Annotated in this window: 16 protein-coding genes and 1 riboswitch; of the genes, 8 read left to right on the top strand and 8 right to left on the bottom strand. The window is 67.2% G+C overall.

Features of this window, described 5'->3' with window-relative positions; genetic code table 11:
• Window positions 1-3: 3 nt before the first annotated feature.
• From AAFG16_RS32580 to AAFG16_RS32570, 3 genes are all read right to left on the bottom strand, one after another.
• Window positions 4-2697 (bottom strand): ATP-binding protein, encoded by a 2694-nt coding sequence (locus AAFG16_RS32580; RefSeq protein ID WP_342731888.1) that lies wholly within the window; start codon window positions 2695-2697, stop codon window positions 4-6.
• A complete protein-coding gene (locus AAFG16_RS32575) occupies window positions 2694-3737 on the bottom strand; it encodes an ABC transporter substrate-binding protein (protein ID WP_342731886.1) in 1044 nt (347 codons plus the stop codon). Before AAFG16_RS32575 ends, AAFG16_RS32580 begins: the two co-directional genes overlap by 4 nt.
• 88 nt (window positions 3738-3825) lie before the next feature.
• A complete protein-coding gene (locus AAFG16_RS32570) occupies window positions 3826-4344 on the bottom strand; it encodes a hypothetical protein (protein ID WP_342731884.1) in 519 nt (172 codons plus the stop codon).
• Here AAFG16_RS32570 and AAFG16_RS32565 point away from each other — a divergent pair.
• A complete protein-coding gene (locus tag AAFG16_RS32565) occupies window positions 4336-4824 on the top strand; it encodes a ShlB/FhaC/HecB family hemolysin secretion/activation protein (RefSeq protein ID WP_342741007.1) in 489 nt (162 codons plus the stop codon). The genes AAFG16_RS32570 and AAFG16_RS32565 overlap by 9 nt on opposite strands.
• A 123-nt stretch (window positions 4825-4947) precedes the next feature.
• On the opposite strand, the gene bluB is transcribed toward AAFG16_RS32565, so the two are convergent.
• From bluB to cobU, 3 genes are read right to left on the bottom strand one after another with little or no spacing between them, the layout of a single operon-like run.
• The gene (bluB, locus tag AAFG16_RS32560) at window positions 4948-5580 is read right to left on the bottom strand and encodes a 5,6-dimethylbenzimidazole synthase (protein WP_342731882.1); all 633 of its coding nucleotides are present in this window, start codon (window positions 5578-5580) and stop codon (window positions 4948-4950) included.
• Between the two features lie 4 nt (window positions 5581-5584).
• Complete coding sequence (gene cobS / locus AAFG16_RS32555; RefSeq protein ID WP_342731880.1) at window positions 5585-6367, bottom strand: adenosylcobinamide-GDP ribazoletransferase; 783 nt, start codon at window positions 6365-6367, stop codon at window positions 5585-5587.
• A complete protein-coding gene (gene cobU / locus AAFG16_RS32550) occupies window positions 6364-6867 on the bottom strand; it encodes a bifunctional adenosylcobinamide kinase/adenosylcobinamide-phosphate guanylyltransferase (protein ID WP_342731878.1) in 504 nt (167 codons plus the stop codon). Before cobU ends, cobS begins: the two co-directional genes overlap by 4 nt.
• Window positions 6868-6987: 120 nt before the next feature.
• On the opposite strand from cobU, the gene cbiB reads away from it, so the two are divergent.
• Complete coding sequence (gene cbiB / locus AAFG16_RS32545) at window positions 6988-7929, top strand: adenosylcobinamide-phosphate synthase CbiB (protein ID WP_342731876.1); 942 nt, start codon at window positions 6988-6990, stop codon at window positions 7927-7929.
• 11 nt (window positions 7930-7940) lie between these two features.
• Window positions 7941-8906 (top strand): threonine-phosphate decarboxylase CobD, encoded by a 966-nt coding sequence (cobD, locus tag AAFG16_RS32540; protein WP_342731874.1) that lies wholly within the window; start codon window positions 7941-7943, stop codon window positions 8904-8906.
• Here cobD and AAFG16_RS32535 read toward each other — a convergent pair.
• Both AAFG16_RS32535 and cobO read right to left on the bottom strand, forming a co-directional pair.
• On the bottom strand, window positions 8895-10343 hold the full coding sequence (locus tag AAFG16_RS32535) for a cobyric acid synthase (protein WP_342731872.1): 1449 nt from the start codon (window positions 10341-10343) through the stop codon (window positions 8895-8897). The genes cobD and AAFG16_RS32535 overlap by 12 nt on opposite strands.
• 5 nt (window positions 10344-10348) lie before the next feature.
• A complete protein-coding gene (cobO, locus tag AAFG16_RS32530; RefSeq protein WP_342731870.1) occupies window positions 10349-10984 on the bottom strand; it encodes a cob(I)yrinic acid a,c-diamide adenosyltransferase in 636 nt (211 codons plus the stop codon).
• A gap of 40 nt (window positions 10985-11024) precedes the next feature.
• A riboswitch (cobalamin riboswitch) is annotated at window positions 11025-11244 on the top strand.
• Window positions 11245-11338: 94 nt separating this feature from the next.
• Between cobO and AAFG16_RS32525 the strand changes: the two genes are divergently transcribed.
• From AAFG16_RS32525 to AAFG16_RS32505, 5 genes are read left to right on the top strand one after another with little or no spacing between them, the layout of a single operon-like run.
• On the top strand, window positions 11339-11713 hold the full coding sequence (locus AAFG16_RS32525) for a DUF1636 domain-containing protein (RefSeq protein ID WP_235547757.1): 375 nt from the start codon (window positions 11339-11341) through the stop codon (window positions 11711-11713).
• A complete protein-coding gene (gene cobW, locus AAFG16_RS32520; RefSeq protein ID WP_342731867.1) occupies window positions 11710-12744 on the top strand; it encodes a cobalamin biosynthesis protein CobW in 1035 nt (344 codons plus the stop codon). The genes AAFG16_RS32525 and cobW overlap by 4 nt, the downstream gene beginning before the upstream one ends.
• Window positions 12744-15992 (top strand): cobaltochelatase subunit CobN, encoded by a 3249-nt coding sequence (gene cobN, locus AAFG16_RS32515; RefSeq protein ID WP_342731865.1) that lies wholly within the window; start codon window positions 12744-12746, stop codon window positions 15990-15992. The genes cobW and cobN overlap by 1 nt, the downstream gene beginning before the upstream one ends.
• Window positions 15989-17152 carry a precorrin-3B synthase gene (gene cobG, locus AAFG16_RS32510; protein WP_283080551.1) on the top strand — a complete coding sequence of 388 codons (1164 nt, stop codon included), beginning with the start codon at window positions 15989-15991 and terminating at the stop codon, window positions 17150-17152. Before cobN ends, cobG begins: the two co-directional genes overlap by 4 nt.
• Window positions 17152-17781, top strand: coding sequence for a precorrin-8X methylmutase (locus tag AAFG16_RS32505; RefSeq protein WP_342731863.1), 630 nt, complete (start codon window positions 17152-17154; stop codon window positions 17779-17781). The genes cobG and AAFG16_RS32505 overlap by 1 nt, the downstream gene beginning before the upstream one ends.

Genomic DNA, 17781 nt, shown 5'->3' with positions numbered 1-17781 from the left:
GCGCTAGCGGACTGATCCTTGCTCTGCAGGCCGGAGCAAGTCGTCCAGCGCGCTCATCGAGGCCTTCCGAAGCGCGGCGAGATCGCGGGCTGCGCTCCGGCACTCCGGCGGGGACATCGACGGTGCTGCCAGCTCGACCTCGCGGCAGCGCTCGAACAGATGGACAAGGCCGAGCGCGCCGGCGGCGCTGCCGAGCTGGTGCGTGGATCGCGCGAGCTGCGCGCGGTCACCAATCGCCGCGGCCTTGGCGATGTCATCGATCAGCCCTGCGCTGGTGTCTTCCAGCAGATGGTGGAGCTTTGCGATTTGCGCGGCGCCCAGCAGCTCTTTCTGATCGTCAAGGAAATGCCGGTCGATCAATGCGCCCGCGGTGAGCTGCACTTCCGCCGGCTCGGCCTCGAGATCGTCCTCGATCGCCTCGCGCAGCGCATTGATCAGGATCGGCTTGCTGACCACCTTGGCGATTCCTGCGCCTGCAAGCCGTTCGCGGGCGCTGTGCGAGACGTCGGCGGTCACGGCGATGATGCGCGGCATCTTCGGCAAGGCCAGCTTGCCGATCTTTGATGCCGCCTCCACGCCATCCATGTCGGGCATGTGCAGGTCCATCAGGATGACGTCGAAGGCCTGATCGCGGGCAAGCGCGATGGCCGAGGCGCCGTTGTCGGCGAGGGTGGGGTGGTGGCCGAGCCGGTTCAGGATGGCTTCCCCGACCTCGCGATTGACGGGATCGTCGTCCACCAGCAGCACGCTGAGCTGCCGCGACGGCGGCGGAATTGCACCTTGCGCGACACCGCTCGCGGCGCGGCTGAGCGGCACTTCGAGGGTGAACGTGCTGCCTTCGCCCGGCGTGCTCGCCACCGTCAGCTCGCCGCGCATCAGGCGCGTGAGGCGCCGTGCGATCGCAAGGCCGAGGCCGGTGCCGCCGAACCTGCGCGCGATGCTGTCGTCCGCCTGCACGAAATCCTCAAAGATCCGCTCGTGCATGTCGGGGGCGATGCCGATGCCGGTATCGCGGACGGTGACGCGCAGCAGCACATGATCGTCGTGCTGCTCGGCGGCTGCGCTGACAGCGATCCCGCCGTGCGGGGTGAACTTGATCGCGTTGCCGATCAGGTTGAGCAGGATGCGGTTAAGCCTGACGGGATCGCCGTGTACCGAGATATCGGCCGTGGCCCCGCAGGCGAGGTCAAAGGCGAGGCCCTTGCCGAAGGCCTGCGGACGCATCAGGTCGGCCGCGGCTTCGATCAGTTGGTCCAGACGAAAATCGCGTGTCTCCAGCGTCTCGGTGCTGGCCTCCAGGCGCGCATATTCCAGGATGGCATCGACCAGCGCGATCAGCGTTTCGCCCGATGCGGCCGCGGTCGCGAGCTGGCGGCGCTGCGCTTCGCTGAGGCCGCCGTCGTCGAGCAGTTGCAGCACGCCCATGACCCCGTTCAGCGGCGTGCGCAGCTCGTGGCTGACGACGGCGAGGAAGCGCGACTTGGTCTCGTTGGCCGCCACCGCCGCGCTGCGCGCGCGCTCGGCGGCATCGTGCTCGGCAAGGGCCTGATCGCGCGCCTTCTCCAGCTCGGAGGTGCGCTCGATCACCTTGCGCTCCAGCGTCGCATAGGATTCGCGCAAATGCGCGGCCATGCGGTTGAACTGGTCGCCGAGCGCTTCCAGCTCGTCGCCGGTCTTGATCGCGAGCCGCAGGCCGAGATCGCCGCTGCCGATCCGGCGTGCGCCCTGCGTCAGGATCTGGATCGGCACGGTCATGCGCCGGCTGAGGAAGAGAGAGACCAGCACCGCACCGGCGAGCAGGATGACAAGCAAAAAGGTTGATCGCCCGATCGATGCATAGATCGGCGCATAGGCCTCGCTGAGCGGCAGCTCGACGAACACCAGCCAGCCGAGCGAGGGGACCGTCGCATAAGTCGACAGCACGCGCTGGCCCGACAGGTCCTCCTTGACGAGGCCCCCCGAGGGCGGTCCCACTCCGTCGAGCGCGGTGCGCACATCCGCATGCCGAGAGAGATCACTGCGTTGCAGTGCTGGCCACAGATCGGGATGCGCGATCAAGACCCCCTCGCGGTCGACCACATAGGCCTTGCCGGTATTGCCGACCCTGATTCCGGCGACGAGGTCCCAGATGAAGCGCAGATTGACCTCGGCGACGACCACATTGGGGTTGCGGCCGGTGCCGCGCGTGGCGATCGTCATGAACGGCTCGGTGTCGCCGAAGAAGTAGACGGGCCCGTAATAGGCCCGGCTTTCATTGGCGCCGCGGAAGGCGGGTGACGTCGAGAGATCGGCCTTGCTGCCGATCCTGTCGGCGATGCGACGCGACACGCGCACCTGCTCGCGGCCCTGTGCATCGAGCTCGGCGATCTCCGCGATCGCGGGCGAGAGGCGCAGCAGGCGGATGGCGTTGAGGCGATCGTCTTCGTTGGTCGACAGTTCCGGCGGCAGGCGCGAGAGCCATCTGATCTGGTTTTCGATCTGGCCGATGAACTGGCCGATCTGGATCGCCGCGCTTGCGGCCTGCTCGCGCTGGATCGCCGCGAGCAGCTGCTTCTGCTCGCGATAGGAGAACCAGACGTCGAAGCCGGTGTTGATGGCGAGCGCGGCGAAGGCGAGGGCGACGATCGAGACGAGATATTTGCGGAACAGCCGGCCGGGAGGCGTCCGCAAATGTCCCTGGTCGACCTGATCGTTCACTCGCGGATCTCGTCGGCACGCGCCAGCAGCGTGAATGGAATCCTCAATCCGAGTGTGTTGGCAACGCTGCGGTTGATCAATAGCTCGTATTTGCGCGGCGATTGGACCGGCAGGTCGCCAGCCTTGGTGCCGCGCAGGATGAGATCGACATAGTCTGCCGAGCGCACCTCGAGCGTCGGCCCGTAGCTCATCAGCCCGCCCGCGTCCATGAAGTAGTGAAACGGATAGATCATCGGGACGCGATATTTTGAAGTTGCCGCGACGATCGCCTGGCGGTTCACCACCAGGAAGCTGTCGACGAGCGAGATCATCGCGGCCCTGGGCGGCTCGGAAAAGCGGCTGATCGCGCTCTCGATCTCCGCGGCCTTGCCGACGGGGACGAGCACCACCTCGACCCCGCATGTCACGGCCTCTGCCTCGAGGGAGTCGAGATAGTAGCGCCCGGCGCGCGGCGTCGTCGCCGGATTGAACAGGACGCCGACACGCGCGATGTCGGGCACGGCCTCCTTGATGAGCTGAAGCCATTTGCCGCCCATCTCGGGCGTGCTGCTGGTGAAGCCGGTGACGTTGCCGCCGGGATGGGCGAGGCTCTCGACGAAGCCGTTGCCGACGGGATCGTTGGAGGTGGCGAACACGATCGGGATCGTCTTGGTCGCCGCGAGCACGGCCGCGGTCTCACCTGTCGAGCCGGTCAGGATGACGTCGGGCTTGAGATCGATGAGCTCCTGGATCGCCGTCTTCAACTTGTCGGGTCCGCCGAAGCTCGAGCGGAGCTCGAAGCGGTAATTGATCCCTTCGACCCAGCCGCGTTGCCTCAGACCTGCGATGAGACCACCGAGCCGGGTGGTCGCAGCTTCGGTCATGCTGCGCCTCGTCAGTTCGTCGTCGAGCGCCAATGCCGTCAGCGTGGCGACGATACGCATGCGATCCGGCGTTGCGCCGAGCGCGAAGAAGCCCGCGGCAGTTGCGCCGGCGAGGCGAAGGAAATCGCGGCGGGCGACCGCCGGCACAGCGCGGGCAGAAGCGGGCCGCTCAATCATGAAATGTTTCGCAAAAATTGTCCCTGACGCAGTGCATATCCCGAAAGGCCAGCAACCACAATTGATGAAAAACTGCGTTTATGAATGCTCATTCGCAGCCTTTGGCAGCCCGATACCGTAAGCCTACGCGGCCAGGCACGCAGACCATTCGGGCGGGCCAGAACATCACCTTCAACAGTCTGGCCGCAACGGGCACCAGCACCGACGCCGGCAATATCGCGGTGACGGCGACCAACGGGTTCGTCCTGGCGCAGACGGTCCTGGTGAACGGGACGGCGACGCAGGGCTCGGTCGCGGCCAATGGCTCGGCCTCGCTGAGCGCCGGCACGACCAACACCGGCAGGGTGCTGACCGCAGCCACCGGCTCCGGCGCGATCACCGGCGGTGGCCTCGTGAACTGGAACACGCTCGCCGCCGGAGCCTCGCTCGCGATGACCTCGAGCGGCAGCAGCATCACGCTCGATACGGCCCATAGCGGCGGCAGCATGACCTTGCAGGCCCGGCAGAACGTGACGTTCAGCCAGCTCACCACCGACGGCGCGCCGAGCGATGCCGGCGCCGTCGGCATCATCGCCGCTACCGGCATGCTGGCGGGGGGATCGATCAATGCCCATGGATCCGCCAGCCTGATCGCGGCGACATCGAACACCGGCCACTGGCGAGCTGGCAATACACGCAGGAAAAGCTGCTGCCGGGCGACCAGATTTTCTCGATCGGCGGCCCGACCACCGTGCGCGGCTATCCCTCCAACGCGGCGTCCGGCGACAGCGGCTATTATTTCAACGCCGAGTTGCACTACAATTGGTCGCAATGGCTGAGCGGTTTTGACACCTACATCTTCACCGATTGGGGTGCAGTGTATTCGACCTTCCCCGGCATCACCGAAATGGCCTCGGTCGGCGTCGGCTTCTCCTGGACCTACGCGCCGTTCATGACCTTCGAAGCGAATTACGCGACGCCGCTGAGGATGGCCGTCTCGACCCAGAACCATTACGAGGCCTATGGCCGCGTCATCTTGCGGCCGCTGTTGATGTTCCAGAAACAGGAAAGCGCCGCGCCGGTGGCGGCCGGCAAGAGCAAGTCGTAGCGAAAGATTGTCTCTCTCCGTCGTCATTGCGAGGAGCTCTTGCGACGAAGCAATCCAGATTCCCTCCGCGGAGGGACTCTGGATTGCTTCGCTACGCTCGCAATGACGACGGAGAGTGCGGCCTTAGCGCCGCAGCGTGAACTCGCCCGCGCCGCGGCGATGCTCCCATTTCGCCTGCTCGAGCTCAGGCTGGTCGCATTCAGCTTCCGGATAGCCGACGCAGAGATAGGCGATGAATTTCCACGTGTCCGGCACGTCGAGAATGGCGTGTATGCGATCGGGATTCAGGATCGATACCCAGCCGAGGCCGATGCCTTCGGCGCGCGCGGCGAGCCACATCGCGGTGATCGCCGCGACCACGGAATATTCCGTCGTCTCGGGCATGGTGGCGCGGCCGAGGCCGTGGCCGATGTCGCTGGCCTTGTCGGCGAACACGGCGAGGTGGCCGGGCGCCTGTTCGAGCCCCGACAGTTTGAGCGTGGCATAGCGCGCGGCGCGTTCGCCGGCATACGCACCGAGCGCATCGGCGTTGCACGCCCTAAAATCGTCGATCACAGCGCCGCGCCGGGCGGCATCGTCGACGGTGACGAAGCGCCAGGGCTGGCTGAGGCCGACAGAGGGCGAGAGGCAGGCGGTCTCGATCAGGCGGTCGATGGCGCCGTCCGGCAAGGAATCGCTGCGAAAGCGGCGCACGTCGCGGCGCCACACAAACAGCTCGTGCAATTGCCGGCGGAAGGTGTCGTCGAACTCGACCATCGCCTCAACGTCCGATCTGAAAGGCTGCGGCGACCAGCAGGATCAGGATTTCGCCGATCTGCTCGAACGCGCCGAGAATGTCGCCGGTCTGCCCGCCGATCTGGCGAATCGCAAGCCGTGCCAGCAGCAGCCCGGCGAGCGAGAGCAGGATCAGGCCGACCAGCGCCTTGCCCGGCCCCAACGCCAGAGCAAGCGCGAGCGTTCCAAACGCGAAGGCGATAGCGACGCTGCGGCCCGGCGGCACTCCCGCGCTGGCCGACAATCCGTCCGCCCGCGCCGGCGGGACCAGCGACATGAACGCCGGCACGCCCGCGCGCGCCGCGGCATGCGCGGCGCAGAGCGCAAGCGTGACGGCCGCGGGACTGGCGATCGCCGCGAGCGCGCTCCAGCGCAGGCCGAACGACAGGATGAGAGCGCAGACACCATAGGTGCCGATCCGGCTGTCGCGCATGATCTCGAGCTTGCGCTCGCGGGTGCGGCCGCCGCCGAGCCCGTCGGCGGTATCGGCAAGCCCGTCCTCGTGCAGCGCGCCGGTGATGAGTGTGGTCGCAGCCAGCGCGAGCAGGGCGGCAAGGTTCGGTGTCAGCCCGAAGCGGATGGCGAGCTTGTAGACCAAGGCGCCGGCAAGGCCGACCAGCAGTCCCGCGACGGGGAGGGCCCAGGTTGCGCGCGCGACCGCCCCGTCGCCCGCGGGTTTTGACGATGCCACGGGCAGGATCGTGACGAATGACGCCGCCATCCTGAGATCGGCGATGATGTCTTTCAACAATTCGGCGCGCGGAATCATTTCAGTTTCATCGGCAGGCCGGCAACGACGAACTCGACCTCGTCGGCGACAGCGGCGATGGTCTGGTTCATGATCCCGGCGGCGTCGCGATAGCTGCGCGCCAGCGCATTGTCAGGGACGATGCCGAGGCCGACCTCGTTGGTGACGAAGACGGCGGGGCTTTTCAGGCGGGGCAGGGCGCCGGCGAGCTCTCTCACTTCACGTTCCCAGTCGCGCTCTGCGTGCATCAGGTTTGAGAGCCACAGCGTCAGGCAGTCCACCAGCCTTGCGCCGCTGCCATCGGTTGCGAGTAGTGCGGGCACGAGATCGAGCGGCACCTCGCGCTCGATCCAGTCTGTTCCGCGCCGCTCGCGATGTTTTGCGATGCGCGCCTCCATTTCCGCATCGAGCGCCTCGGCCGTCGCGACATAGACGGGCTGCCCCGGAAAGGCGCGCGTGCGCATTTCCGCACGCTTGCTCTTGCCCGATCGCGCTCCGCCGGTGATCAAGATGACGGCCATCAAATTCTCCTTGGGCCTGACTAACCACCAAACGCGGCCAAAGACAAAGCCGAAATCAGGCGGGCAGGGGCTTGCGCTCGCCGCTCGCTTTGCGCAACAGGGGCGGGACAGGAGGCAGGCTTGGGCTTTGCGGGTGCGATGGTGGTGGCGATGGCGGTGGATGCCCTTTCGGGCTGGCCGTCATGGCTGTTCGCGCGGATCGGCCATCCCGTGACCTGGTTGGGCCGGCTGATCGGTGCCATCGACACGGCCTGGAATCGCGATTCCGACCCGCCGGCGCTCCGCCGCGCTGCGGGTATTGCCGGCGCGCTCGTGGTGATTGCGCTCTCGGTCGCGGTCGGCTGGGTACTTCAATCCTTGGTACGCTCGAGCTGGATTCAGATCGTGTTAGTGGGCATCCTGGCTTGGCCGCTGGTCGCGTTGCGTTCGTTGCATGATCACGTCGCCGCCGTCGCGCAGCCGCTGCAGGCCGGTGACATCGCCGCTGCGCGCGACGCGGTCTCGCGCATCGTCGGTCGCGATCCAGCGGCGCTCGATGAAGCCGGTATCGCGCGCGCGGCGATCGAGAGTCTTGCGGAAAATGCCTCCGACGGCATCGTCGCGCCGGTGTTCTGGGGAGCACTGTTCGGCCTGCCCGGCATTTTGGGCTACAAGGCGATCAACACGCTGGATTCCATGATCGGTCATCGCAGCGAACGGCACGAGGCCTTCGGCTGGGCCGCGGCGCGCATCGACGATGTCGCCAACTTCATTCCGGCGCGCCTGACCGGGTTTCTGTTCGTGCTGCTTTCACAGCGCCGATCCGAGGCGCTGGCGTGCATGACGCGCGATGCGCGCCGTCACCGTTCTCCCAACGCCGGCTGGCCGGAAGCGGCGATGGCCGGTGCGCTCGGTGTGCGGCTCAGCGGCCCCCGGATCTACCATGGCAGCGTCACGAACGAGCCCTGGCTCAACGAAGGCGCGCGCGATCCGCGTCCCGCGGACATCGGCGAGGGACTGAATGTCTACCGCCGCGCCATGCTGCTGCTCGCCGGCCTGCTTGCGATCCTCGCCTTCGCGTGAAAGAACGGGACATGCGCGAGCACGGTGGAAATCTCGATCTGGCCCAGCAGCGGTTCGGCGGCCGCGCCGAGGACTGGATCGATCTGTCGACCGGGATCAACCGGCTGCCTTATCCCGTGGGCGAGGTGAGCGCGCGTGCGTGGAGTGCGCTGCCGTCGCGGGCCGAGATCGAGACGTTGCACCAGGCGGCGCGGCATGCCTACCATACGAGCGCACCGCTCGTCGCGATGGGCGGCGCGCAGGCCGCCATTCAATTGCTGCCACAACTCGCTGTGCCCGGCCGCGCGTGTATCCTCACGCCGACCTACAATGAATATGCCGGCGTGCTGTCGGCCGCGGGCTGGAACGTCCAGGAGGTCGCGCAACTCGACGCGCTGGCGGGCGCGGACCTTACCATCGTGGTCAATCCCAATAATCCTGATGGCCGAAGCTTTGCGCCAGAGGATCTGCTGGCCTTGCTGCCGCGCGTCGGCCGTCTCATCGTGGACGAGAGCTTTGTCGACGCCGTTCCGCATCTGTCGCTGGCGCCGGAAGCGGATCGGTCGGGATTGCTGATCCTGCGCTCGTTCGGAAAGTTCTATGGTCTTGCCGGCCTGCGGCTTGGGTTCGCGATCGGCAATGCGGCCGACATCGGCAAGCTGGCGGCGGCATCAGGTCCATGGCCGGTGTCGGGCGCAGCCATCGCGATCGGCAGCCGCGCCTTGCGTGACGACGCGTGGGCCGAGGCGACATCGGCGCGGCTTGTTCGCGATTGTGTCCGTCTCGATGAGATGGCGCGCGGGCAAGGATGGACGCTTGTTGGTGGCGCGCCGTTGTTTCGTCTCTACGAGACGCCAGATGCACTCGCGGCGCAGGAGAAACTTGCGCGTAGCCATGTCTGGTCGCGCGTGTTCGCGAAAGAGCCGACATGGCTGCGGCTCGGGCTTCCCGGCAGCGAAGCCGAGTGGATGCGCCTCGCCGAAATCCTAGCGCGCTAGCGCGAGCAGGCCCTCGACATCGAGATGTTTTTCGATGTGATCGGCGAGGGCGTCGAGCGCGCTTTCGACGCGGGCTTGATATGGCTCGTCTCCGGCGGGGATGTCGAGCTTCGTCAAAAACGCCTTGCGAAAATCATCCGACGTGAACAGGCCATGCAGATAGCTGCCCTGCACGCGGCCATCCCGGGAGATCGCGCCTTCCGGCGCGCCGTTCAGTTTCGCGAACGGCCGGGCACGATCGGGCCCCTCGGTACGGCCGATGTGGATCTCGTAGGCTTCGATCGGCTGATCCGTCGCAGCGTGGACGGCTACAACCCGCGTCAACGTCTTCTGCGGGCTCATGACCGTCTCAACATCGAGAAGCCCGAGGCCCGGCGTGTCGCCTGCGGGGCCTTCAATGCCATCGGGGTCGGCAACGCTGCGGCCCAGCATCTGATAGCCGCCGCAGAGGCCGAGCACATGGCCGCCGCGGCGATGATGCGCCAAGAGATCGATGTCCCAGCCCTGCGCGCGCAAAAAGGCGAGATCGCCGCGGGTGGACTTTGAGCCGGGGATGATCACGAGCCTGACATCGCCGGGGATCGCTTCGCCCGGGCGTACCATCACCAAGTCAACGCCAGGCTCGAGCTTGAGCGGATCGAGATCGTCGAAGTTGGCGATGCGCGAGAGCGCAAGGCAGGCGATCTTGCACTGGCCGGGCTTGCGCGCGTCACTGAGGCCCAGCGCATCCTCGGCCGGCAGTTCGCCCGCACGGGCGAACCAGGGCAGCACGCCGAGGCCGCGCCACGCGGTCTTCTGTTCGATCAGCCTGTAGCCGTCGTCGAACAGCGTGGGATCGCCGCGGAACTTGTTGATGACAAAGCCCCGGATCATCGCGGCATCATCCGGGTCGATCACCGTCTTGATGCCGACGAGCTGGGCGATGACGCCGCCGCGGTCGATATCGCCAACGAGCACGACCGGCACATCGGCCTTGCGCGCAAAGCCCATATTGGCGATGTCGGCCTTGCGCAAATTCACCTCGGCCGGGCTGCCGGCGCCTTCGACCAGCACTAGATCAGCACGCCCCTTGAGCCGCTCAAAGCTCTCCAGCACGGCGCCCATCAGCTGTGGCTTCATCGCGGCGTATTCGCGCGCCCGCGCCGTCGCGATGCGTTTGCCATGCACGACGATTTGCGCGCCGACGTCGGTCTCGGGCTTCAGCAGCACCGGGTTCATGTCGGTGTGCGGCTCGACGCCGGCGGCGAGCGCCTGCAATGCCTGCGCGCGGCCGATCTCGCCGCCATCGACGGTAACGGCCGCGTTGTTCGACATGTTCTGCGGCTTGAAGGGAAGCACGCGCAAGGCCCGCCGTGTGAAGGCGCGCGCGAGACCGGCGACGATGAGCGACTTGCCCACGTCCGAGCCGGCCCCCTGGATCATCAGCGCGCGTGCCATCGACTTCAGAACTCGACGCCGGCCTGCGCCTTGATGCCGGAGCGGAACGGATGCTTGACCAGCGTCATCTCGGTGACGAGATCGGCGATCTCGATCAGCTCGTCCTTGGCGTTGCGCCCGGTGAGCACGACATGCGTCATCGGCGGCTTCGAGGTTGTCAGGAACTCGACGACCTCGGCGATATCGAGATAGTCGTAGCGCAGCGCGATGTTGATCTCGTCGAGCACGACCATGCGCAGGTTCTCGTCTGATATCAGCTCCTTGGCCTTCTCCCAGCCGGCGCGCGCCGCCGCGATGTCACGGGCGCGGTCCTGCGTTTCCCACGTAAAACCTTCGCCCATGGCGTGGAACTGGCAGAGCTCACCGAAATGGCCGGTGAGCAGGCGCCGCTCGCCGGTGTCCCAGGCACCCTTGATGAACTGCACCACGGCGCAGGGGAAGCCATGGGCGACGCAGCGCACGATCATGCCGAAGGCCGACGACGACTTGCCCTTGCCGGCGCCGGTGTGGACGATGATGAGGCCCTTCTCGCCGCTCTTGGTCGCCATGATCTTGTCGCGGGCGGCCTTCTTCTTCGCCATTTTCTGGGCGTGCCGGGCGTCGGTTTCCTCAGCTGGTTGGGTATCCGGTTCAGGCGTCATTGGTCCCGGTCCTTCGGCTTGACAAGAGGCGGCCGGGGGCAAATGGTGGCCCGGCACTGGTTCCTGTCCTATGACAGGCGAAGAGGGAATGCGATAGGGTCCGAATCGGCAAGATTTGGGTCCAAAATGCAGCCGCCCCCGCGACCGTGACCGGAGAGATGCCCGAAGCCACTGATCCCCCGGGATCGGGAAGGCGGGGATCGAAGGGCCAAAACCCTGCTCCGCAAGCCGGGAGACCTGCCAGCGCGGACGAGTTTTGGACCGGCGGACGGGGTGTTCCGCGACGGGGGAACGGGCCTTCAGGAGAATGGTCCGTGTGCCTCTTCGCCTCCCGCTGTTATTCTGGAAGAGGCGATGACCGTCACACTTCACGTCTGCATCACCTGCCGCGCCGGCCAGACGCTTGGCGAGGGCGAGACGACGCCCGGCAAGCGCCTGCACGGCGCGATCCTCGAGGCCGGCGTGCCCGAGGGCGTCCGCGTGGTTCCCGTCGAATGCCTCTCTGCATGCAGCCAGGGCTGCTCGGTCGCGCTGAGCGCGCCGGGGCGCTGGTCCTATGTCTATGGCCGCCTGTCGGATGCGAATGCGCAAGACGTGATCGCCGGTGCTGCGGCCTATGCGGCCGCGCCCGACGGCCTCGTGCCCTGGCGCAGCCGGCCCGAAATCTTCCGCAAGCAGTCGCTTGCCCGCATTCCCCCCATTGCCGTGTTGCCGGAGGCCGCCGAATGAACTCGCTCGCAAAAGTCCCTGTGACGGTGGTCACGGGCTTCCTCGGCTCCGGCAAGACGACGCTGATCCAGCATCTGCTCAGCAATGCCAATGGCAAGAAGCTCGCCGTGCTCGTCAACGAGTTCGGCAGCGAGGGCGTCGATGGTGAGATTTTGAAGTCCTGCGCCGACGCCAATTGCCCGGAGGAGAACATCGTCGAGCTCGCCAATGGCTGCATCTGCTGCACCGTCGCCGATGATTTCATTCCGACCATGGAGCAGCTGCTGGCGCGGCCGGTGCGGCCCGATCACATCCTGATCGAGACCTCGGGCCTGGCGCTGCCAAAACCGCTGCTGAAGGCATTCGATTGGCCGGAGATCCGCTCGCGCATCACCGTCGACGGCGTGATCGCGCTCGCCGATGCCGAGGCCGTTGCCGCCGGTCGCTTCGCGCCCGATCCGGATGCGGTCGAAGCCCAGCGCGCCGCCGACGAAAATCTCGATCACGAGACGCCGCTGTCGGAAGTGTTCGAGGACCAGATCGCCTGCGCCGACATCGTGCTGCTGACCAAGGCCGATCTCGCCGGTAGCGCCGGCATCGAAGCCGCCAAGGCCGCGATCGCCGCCGAGATGCCGCGCCGCGTGCCGATGCTTCCCGTCACCGACGGCGCGATCGACGCGCGCGTCATCCTCGGGCTCGGCGCTGCCGCCGAGAACGATCTCGCCGCGCGCCCCTCGCACCATGACGGCGAGGAAGAGCACGAGCACGATGATTTCGCATCGGTCGTGATCGACCTTCCGGAAGTTGCGGATGTCGATGTGCTGGTCGCGTCAGTGCAGAAGCTCGCGCGCGAACAGAATGTGCTGCGCGCCAAGGGCTATATCGCGGTCGCGGGCAAGCCGATGCGCCTGCTGTTGCAGGCCGTCGGCGAGCGCGTTCGCCACCAGTTCGACAAGCCCTGGGGCGCGGGCCTCAGGCAGTCAAAACTCGTCGTGATCGGCGAGCATGGCGATATCGACGAGGCCGCGATCAAGGCGGGATTGGGAGTCTGATGCACGTCGTCTTCCGCGAGAGCCGGGGTCTCGAGGAGACCGCGACACCAAGGGACATCGGCCAGGACCCGGCCGATCTCGTGGTGCTCTCGTACTCGGATTCCGACCTTGCCGCGTTCGCGGCGGGCTGGCGGCGCGGCCGTAGCAGCCTGCCGTCGCTGCGGCTCGCCAATCTCGCGGAGCTGCGTCATCCGCTCTCGGTCGACACCTATATCGAGCGCACGCTGTCGCAGGCGCGCGGCATTCTGGTGCGTCTGATCGGCGGGGAATCTTATTGGCCCTATGGCCTTGCGGCGCTCCAGCAACTCGCCAAGGATCGCAGCATCGTGCTGGCCGTGCTGCCGGCCGACGGCCGCGACGACACGCGGCTCGATGCCTACTCGACTTTGCCGGTCTCGACACTGCGGCGGCTGAAGGTGCTCTGTGACACCGGCGGTCCCGTTGCAGCCCAAGCCGCGATTGCTCAGCTCGCGCTGGCCTCGGGCCTTTATGCCGGTCCAGTCGTCGGCGAGATGACCGTGCCCGAAATGGGCTTTTATGATCCCGCGCGTGGTGTCATTGCCGCGCCGGCGTCGGGCGAGGGGAAGCCGCTCGCGCTGGTGACCTTCTATCGCTCTTACCTCACTGCCGCTGACACCGGCCCGGTCGATGCCCTGATCGCCGCGCTGCGCGAGAAGGGCTTTGACGTCTATGGCGTGTTCGTCACCTCACTGAAGGCCCCGGGCGCCGCGGATTGGCTACGGGAGCATCTCGCACAGCATCCTCCGGCGGCGATCCTCAATGCGACGGCGTTCTCTGCCGTCGGCGATGACGGCACGACGCCGTTCGATGCCGCGCCGTGTCCGGTGTTCCAGGTCGCGCTCTCCACCGCGCGGCGCGAGGACTGGTCGGAATCGCTGCGCGGCCTGTCGCCCGGCGACCTGGCGATGCACGTGGTGCTGCCCGAGGTCGATGGCCGCGTGTTCGCGGGCGTGGTGAGCTTCAAGTCGGCGGCGGAGCGCGATCCGGATCTGCAATTCTCGCATCTGGCGCATCGGCCGGACGAGGATCGCGTGAAGGCAGTCGCCGCGCGCGTTGCGGCGTGGCGGAATCTTGCGGAGAAGCCGGCTGCCGAGAAGCGCGTCGCCATCGTGCTCTCGAACTATCCGGGCCGGCCGCACCAGATCGCGCATGCGGTTGGGCTCGATGCGCTGGCTTCGGTCGAGGCCTTGGTGTCCGACCTCGCGGCGGCCGGCTTCGATGTTGCGCCGGTCCATCTGCTCGCCGAGACGCTGCTGAAACAGCATTCGACCTGGAGTGTCGCCGATTATCGCGCGGCACTCGTGCGCCTGCCGCAAACCCTGCAGGACGATCTCGCGCAAGCCTGGGGCGCGCCGGAGAGTGATCCAGGCTGTCGCGATGGCGCATTCCATTTCGCAGCCATCGCTTGCGGCCAATCGATCATCGCGGTCCAGCCGGAACGCGGCGACGTGACCACGCGTGATACCGACTATCACGATCTCGCCCGTACGCCGCGCCACGGCTATGTCGCGTTCTATCTTTGGCTCCGCGAGCAGGGGATTGATGCCGTCGTGCACATGGGCGCGCACGGGACGCTGGAATGGTTGCCGGGGAAATCCGTGGCGCTGTCGTCGCAATGCTGGCCGGAAGCGTTGATCGGCGATCTCCCCGTCATCTATCCCTTCATCGTCAACGATCCCGGCGAGGCTGCGCAGGCCAAACGGCGCATAGGTGCTGTCACCATCGGCCATCTGCCGCCGCCGCTCGAGCAATCCACGGTGCCGGAAGGTTTGCGCCGGCTCGAACGCCTGCTCGACGAATATTCGACCGCCGATGGTCTCGATCCCGCCCGTCGCCAGCGCCTGATCGCGGCGATCCGTGACGAGGCCCGTGCAGCGGGCCTCGAAGACGATCTCGGTCTCGATGCATCGGCTGCACCGGCGGAAGCCATTCCGCGCATCGACCGCTTCGTTTGCGATCTCAAGGAAAGCCAGTTCGGCGATGGCCTGCATGTGTTTGGTCGGGGCGCCTGCGGCGAGGCGGAACGGGGCGCGCTGCGCGCCGCGCTCGCAGGGCAGCGCGTCGCGCCGGGGCCGTCGGGTTCGCCCTATCGCGGACGTCAGGACGTGCTGCCGACGGGGCGCAATCTGTTCGCCGTCGATCCGCGCGCGGTGCCGACCCCGTCGGCACATGCGCAGGGGGTAAAACTCGCTGAAGAACTGCTCCGCCGCCATTTGCAGGATCACGGCGACTGGCCGAAAGGCCTCGTCGTCGATCTCTGGGGCTCGGCGACGATGCGCACCGCGGGCGAGGAGTTTGCGATGGCGCTGCATCTGGCCGGTCTCGCGCCGCGCTGGGATCATGCGTCGGGCCGCGTCACCGGCTACGACATCATTGCGCCGGCTGAGCTCGGCCGTCCCCGCATCGACGTCACGCTGCGGGTGTCGGGACTCTTCCGTGATGTCTTTTCGGGCCTCGCGCAATTGTTCGAGGCGGCATCCGAGGCGCTCGCATCGCGCGTCGAAGAGGGCGACGAGAATCCGTACCGCCAGCGCGCCTCGCGCGTGTTCGCGCCGCGGCCCGGACAATACGGCGTTGGCCTCTCGGCGATCCCCGATGCTTTCACGCAAGAGACGCGCGATTCCGCCGGCGAAGCCTGGCTGTCGGCATCGTCCTGGGCATTCTCCGCCGATGGCGAGATCAAGCCCGATCGCGCCGGCATCGAGCAGCGACTGGCATCCGCCGATGCCTTCGTTCACGTCCAGGATTTGCCGGAGACCGATCTGCTGCTCGCCGCCGACTATGCCGCGCACGAAGCCGGCGTCGCGGCGGCTGCCGCGCATCTCGGCGAGGCCGGACCTTCGCTCTATCACCTCGACACGACGCGCCCCGAGCAGCCGCATGCGCGCACGCTGACGGAAGAGATTTCGCGCGTGGTTCGCGCGCGCGCGGCTAACCCAACCTGGATCGCCGGCATGATGCGTCACGGTTTTCGCGGGGCCGCCGAGATCGCCGCGACACTCGAGCACATGGCGGCTTTCGCGCATCTGGCCGGCGCCGTGCCGCCGCATCTGTTCGATCTCTATTATGACGCGACGCTTGGCGATGCCGACGTTCGCGCCTTCATGGCCCACGAAAACCCGGCGGCGCTCGCCGCCATGGAGATCTGCTTCACGCGCCTGCACGAGGCCTCGCTCTGGCGAACGCGCCGCAATTCGATCGCGGCTGCGCTGCGAGAGGCGTCATGAGCGCATCGATGGTCAAGGGCTGGTGCCCCGGCGCGCTGCGCCCGATGCAATCGGGCGATGGGCTCGTGGTCCGCGTGCGACCGTTCGGCGGACGGCTCGAGGCAAACCAGATCGCCGGGCTTGCCGAGCTCGCCGAGCGCCACGGCAACGGTCTCATCGACGTGACCAGCCGCGCCAACCTCCAGATCAGGGGTGTGAGCGAGGAGAGCCATCGGCCGCTGATCGACGGCCTTGCGCGGTTGCAATTGCTCGATCCCGACGCTGACATCGAAGCCCGCCGCAACATCCTGGTGACGCCGTTCTGGACTGCCGGTGACGAGACGCAGGCGCTTGCCGCGGAGCTTGAAGAAGCGCTCGCCGACAGCGCGCTCGATCTTCCCACCAAATTCGGCTTCGCCATCGACGACGGCAAGTCGCGTGTGCTCGCCGGCGATTCCGCCGACGTGCGGATCGAGCGCGATCACGGCGGCCATCTGCTGGTGCGGGCCGATGGCGCAAGGTTTGGCTGTTCCGTCGCGCGCGGAGAGGCGGTGAATGCGGCGCTTGCGCTCGCAGGCTGGTTCATCGCCTCCGGCGGCGCGAAGGGCGGACGTGGGCGCATGGCCGCCCACATCGCGGCCGGCGCGGCATTGCCCGCGGCCTTGCGCGGCGAGACCGAGCCGGCGCCCGTGATGGCGGCGTCGCGGCCCGGCCATTATCCGCATGGCGCCCTGGTCGGCGTTGCGTTCGGGCAGATGCTGCACACCACGCTGCATCAGTTTTCCGGTTGCGGTCATGCGCTACGCATGACGCCATGGCGGATGGTGCTGAGCGAAGGCAAGCGCGAGATGCCGACCGCGGCTGGCCTCATCACCGAGCCTCACGATCCGGCGCTGCGCGTGATCGCCTGCAGCGGCGCGCCGCGCTGCCGCGAAGCGCATGCCGACACGCGCGCGCTGGCGGCCGCGCTGGCACCGCGCATCGCCCTCGACACGAAGCTCCATGTCTCCGGCTGCGCCAAGGGCTGCGCCCGCTCCGGAGCGTCGCCGGTGACGCTGGTTGCGACCAGCGCCGGCTTCGATCTCGTGCGGAACGGCTCGACCCGCGACGAGCCGGTCCTGCGCGGTCTGAACTGTGCCGACATCGTCAGCGATCCCTCCATTCTGGTCGGAGGGCACTGATGCCGCACATTTACGAGACCGACGGCGCGGCGATCTACCGGCAGTCCTTTGCGACCATCCGGGCCGAAGCCGATCTTGCGCGGTTCACACCCGACGAGGAGCAGGTCGTGGTGCGGATGATCCATGCCGCGGGCATGGTCGGGCTGGAAGCGCATATCCGTTTCACATCAGGCATGGCGACCGCCGCGCGCGCCGCCTTGCAGAAGGGCGCGCCGATCCTGTGCGACGCGCGCATGGTCTCGGAAGGGATTACGCGCGCCAGACTTCCTGCGGCGAACGCCGTGATCTGCACGCTCGGCGACGAGGCCGTTCCCGCGCTGGCGCAGTCCATGCGCAACACGCGCTCGGCCGCCGCGCTCGAGCTCTGGCGCCCGCATCTCGAAGGCGCGATCGTTGCGATCGGCAATGCTCCGACCGCGCTGTTCCATCTGCTCAACATGCTGGAGGACCAAAGCTGTCCGCGGCCCGCGGCGATCATCGGCTGCCCGGTCGGTTTTGTCGGCGCGGCCGAGTCCAAGGCGGCGCTGATGGCGGATCCGCCGGTGCCGGCGCTGACGGTCGAGGGCCGCCTCGGCGGCTCCGCGATCACGGTTGCCGCCGTGAACGCGCTCGCGAGCCGGAGCGAATAG

The sequence above is a fragment of the Bradyrhizobium sp. B117 genome (assembly GCF_038969555.1).
GTDB lineage: Bacteria > Pseudomonadota > Alphaproteobacteria > Rhizobiales > Xanthobacteraceae > Bradyrhizobium.
Note: the sequence above shows the minus strand (reverse complement) of the source record. Positions and strands in the feature narration are given on the sequence as shown.

What these genes read in the sequence shown, in the direction of transcription:
- AAFG16_RS32575 (WP_342731886.1), bottom strand. Translation starts at nt 3,737, where the DNA reads ATGATTGAGCGGCCCGCTTCTGCCCGCGCTGTGCCGGCGGTCGCCCGC.
- bluB (WP_342731882.1), bottom strand. Translation starts at nt 5,580, where the DNA reads ATGGTCGAGTTCGACGACACCTTCCGCCGGCAATTGCACGAGCTGTTT.
- cobS (WP_342731880.1), bottom strand. Translation starts at nt 6,367, where the DNA reads ATGATTCCGCGCGCCGAATTGTTGAAAGACATCATCGCCGATCTCAGG.
- cobU (WP_342731878.1), bottom strand. Translation starts at nt 6,867, where the DNA reads ATGGCCGTCATCTTGATCACCGGCGGAGCGCGATCGGGCAAGAGCAAG.
- cobD (WP_342731874.1), top strand. Translation starts at nt 7,941, where the DNA reads ATGCGCGAGCACGGTGGAAATCTCGATCTGGCCCAGCAGCGGTTCGGC.
- AAFG16_RS32535 (WP_342731872.1), bottom strand. Translation starts at nt 10,343, where the DNA reads ATGGCACGCGCGCTGATGATCCAGGGGGCCGGCTCGGACGTGGGCAAG.
- cobO (WP_342731870.1), bottom strand. Translation starts at nt 10,984, where the DNA reads ATGACGCCTGAACCGGATACCCAACCAGCTGAGGAAACCGACGCCCGG.
- AAFG16_RS32525 (WP_235547757.1), top strand. Translation starts at nt 11,339, where the DNA reads ATGACCGTCACACTTCACGTCTGCATCACCTGCCGCGCCGGCCAGACG.
- cobW (WP_342731867.1), top strand. Translation starts at nt 11,710, where the DNA reads ATGAACTCGCTCGCAAAAGTCCCTGTGACGGTGGTCACGGGCTTCCTC.
- cobN (WP_342731865.1), top strand. Translation starts at nt 12,744, where the DNA reads ATGCACGTCGTCTTCCGCGAGAGCCGGGGTCTCGAGGAGACCGCGACA.
- cobG (WP_283080551.1), top strand. Translation starts at nt 15,989, where the DNA reads ATGAGCGCATCGATGGTCAAGGGCTGGTGCCCCGGCGCGCTGCGCCCG.
- AAFG16_RS32505 (WP_342731863.1), top strand. Translation starts at nt 17,152, where the DNA reads ATGCCGCACATTTACGAGACCGACGGCGCGGCGATCTACCGGCAGTCC.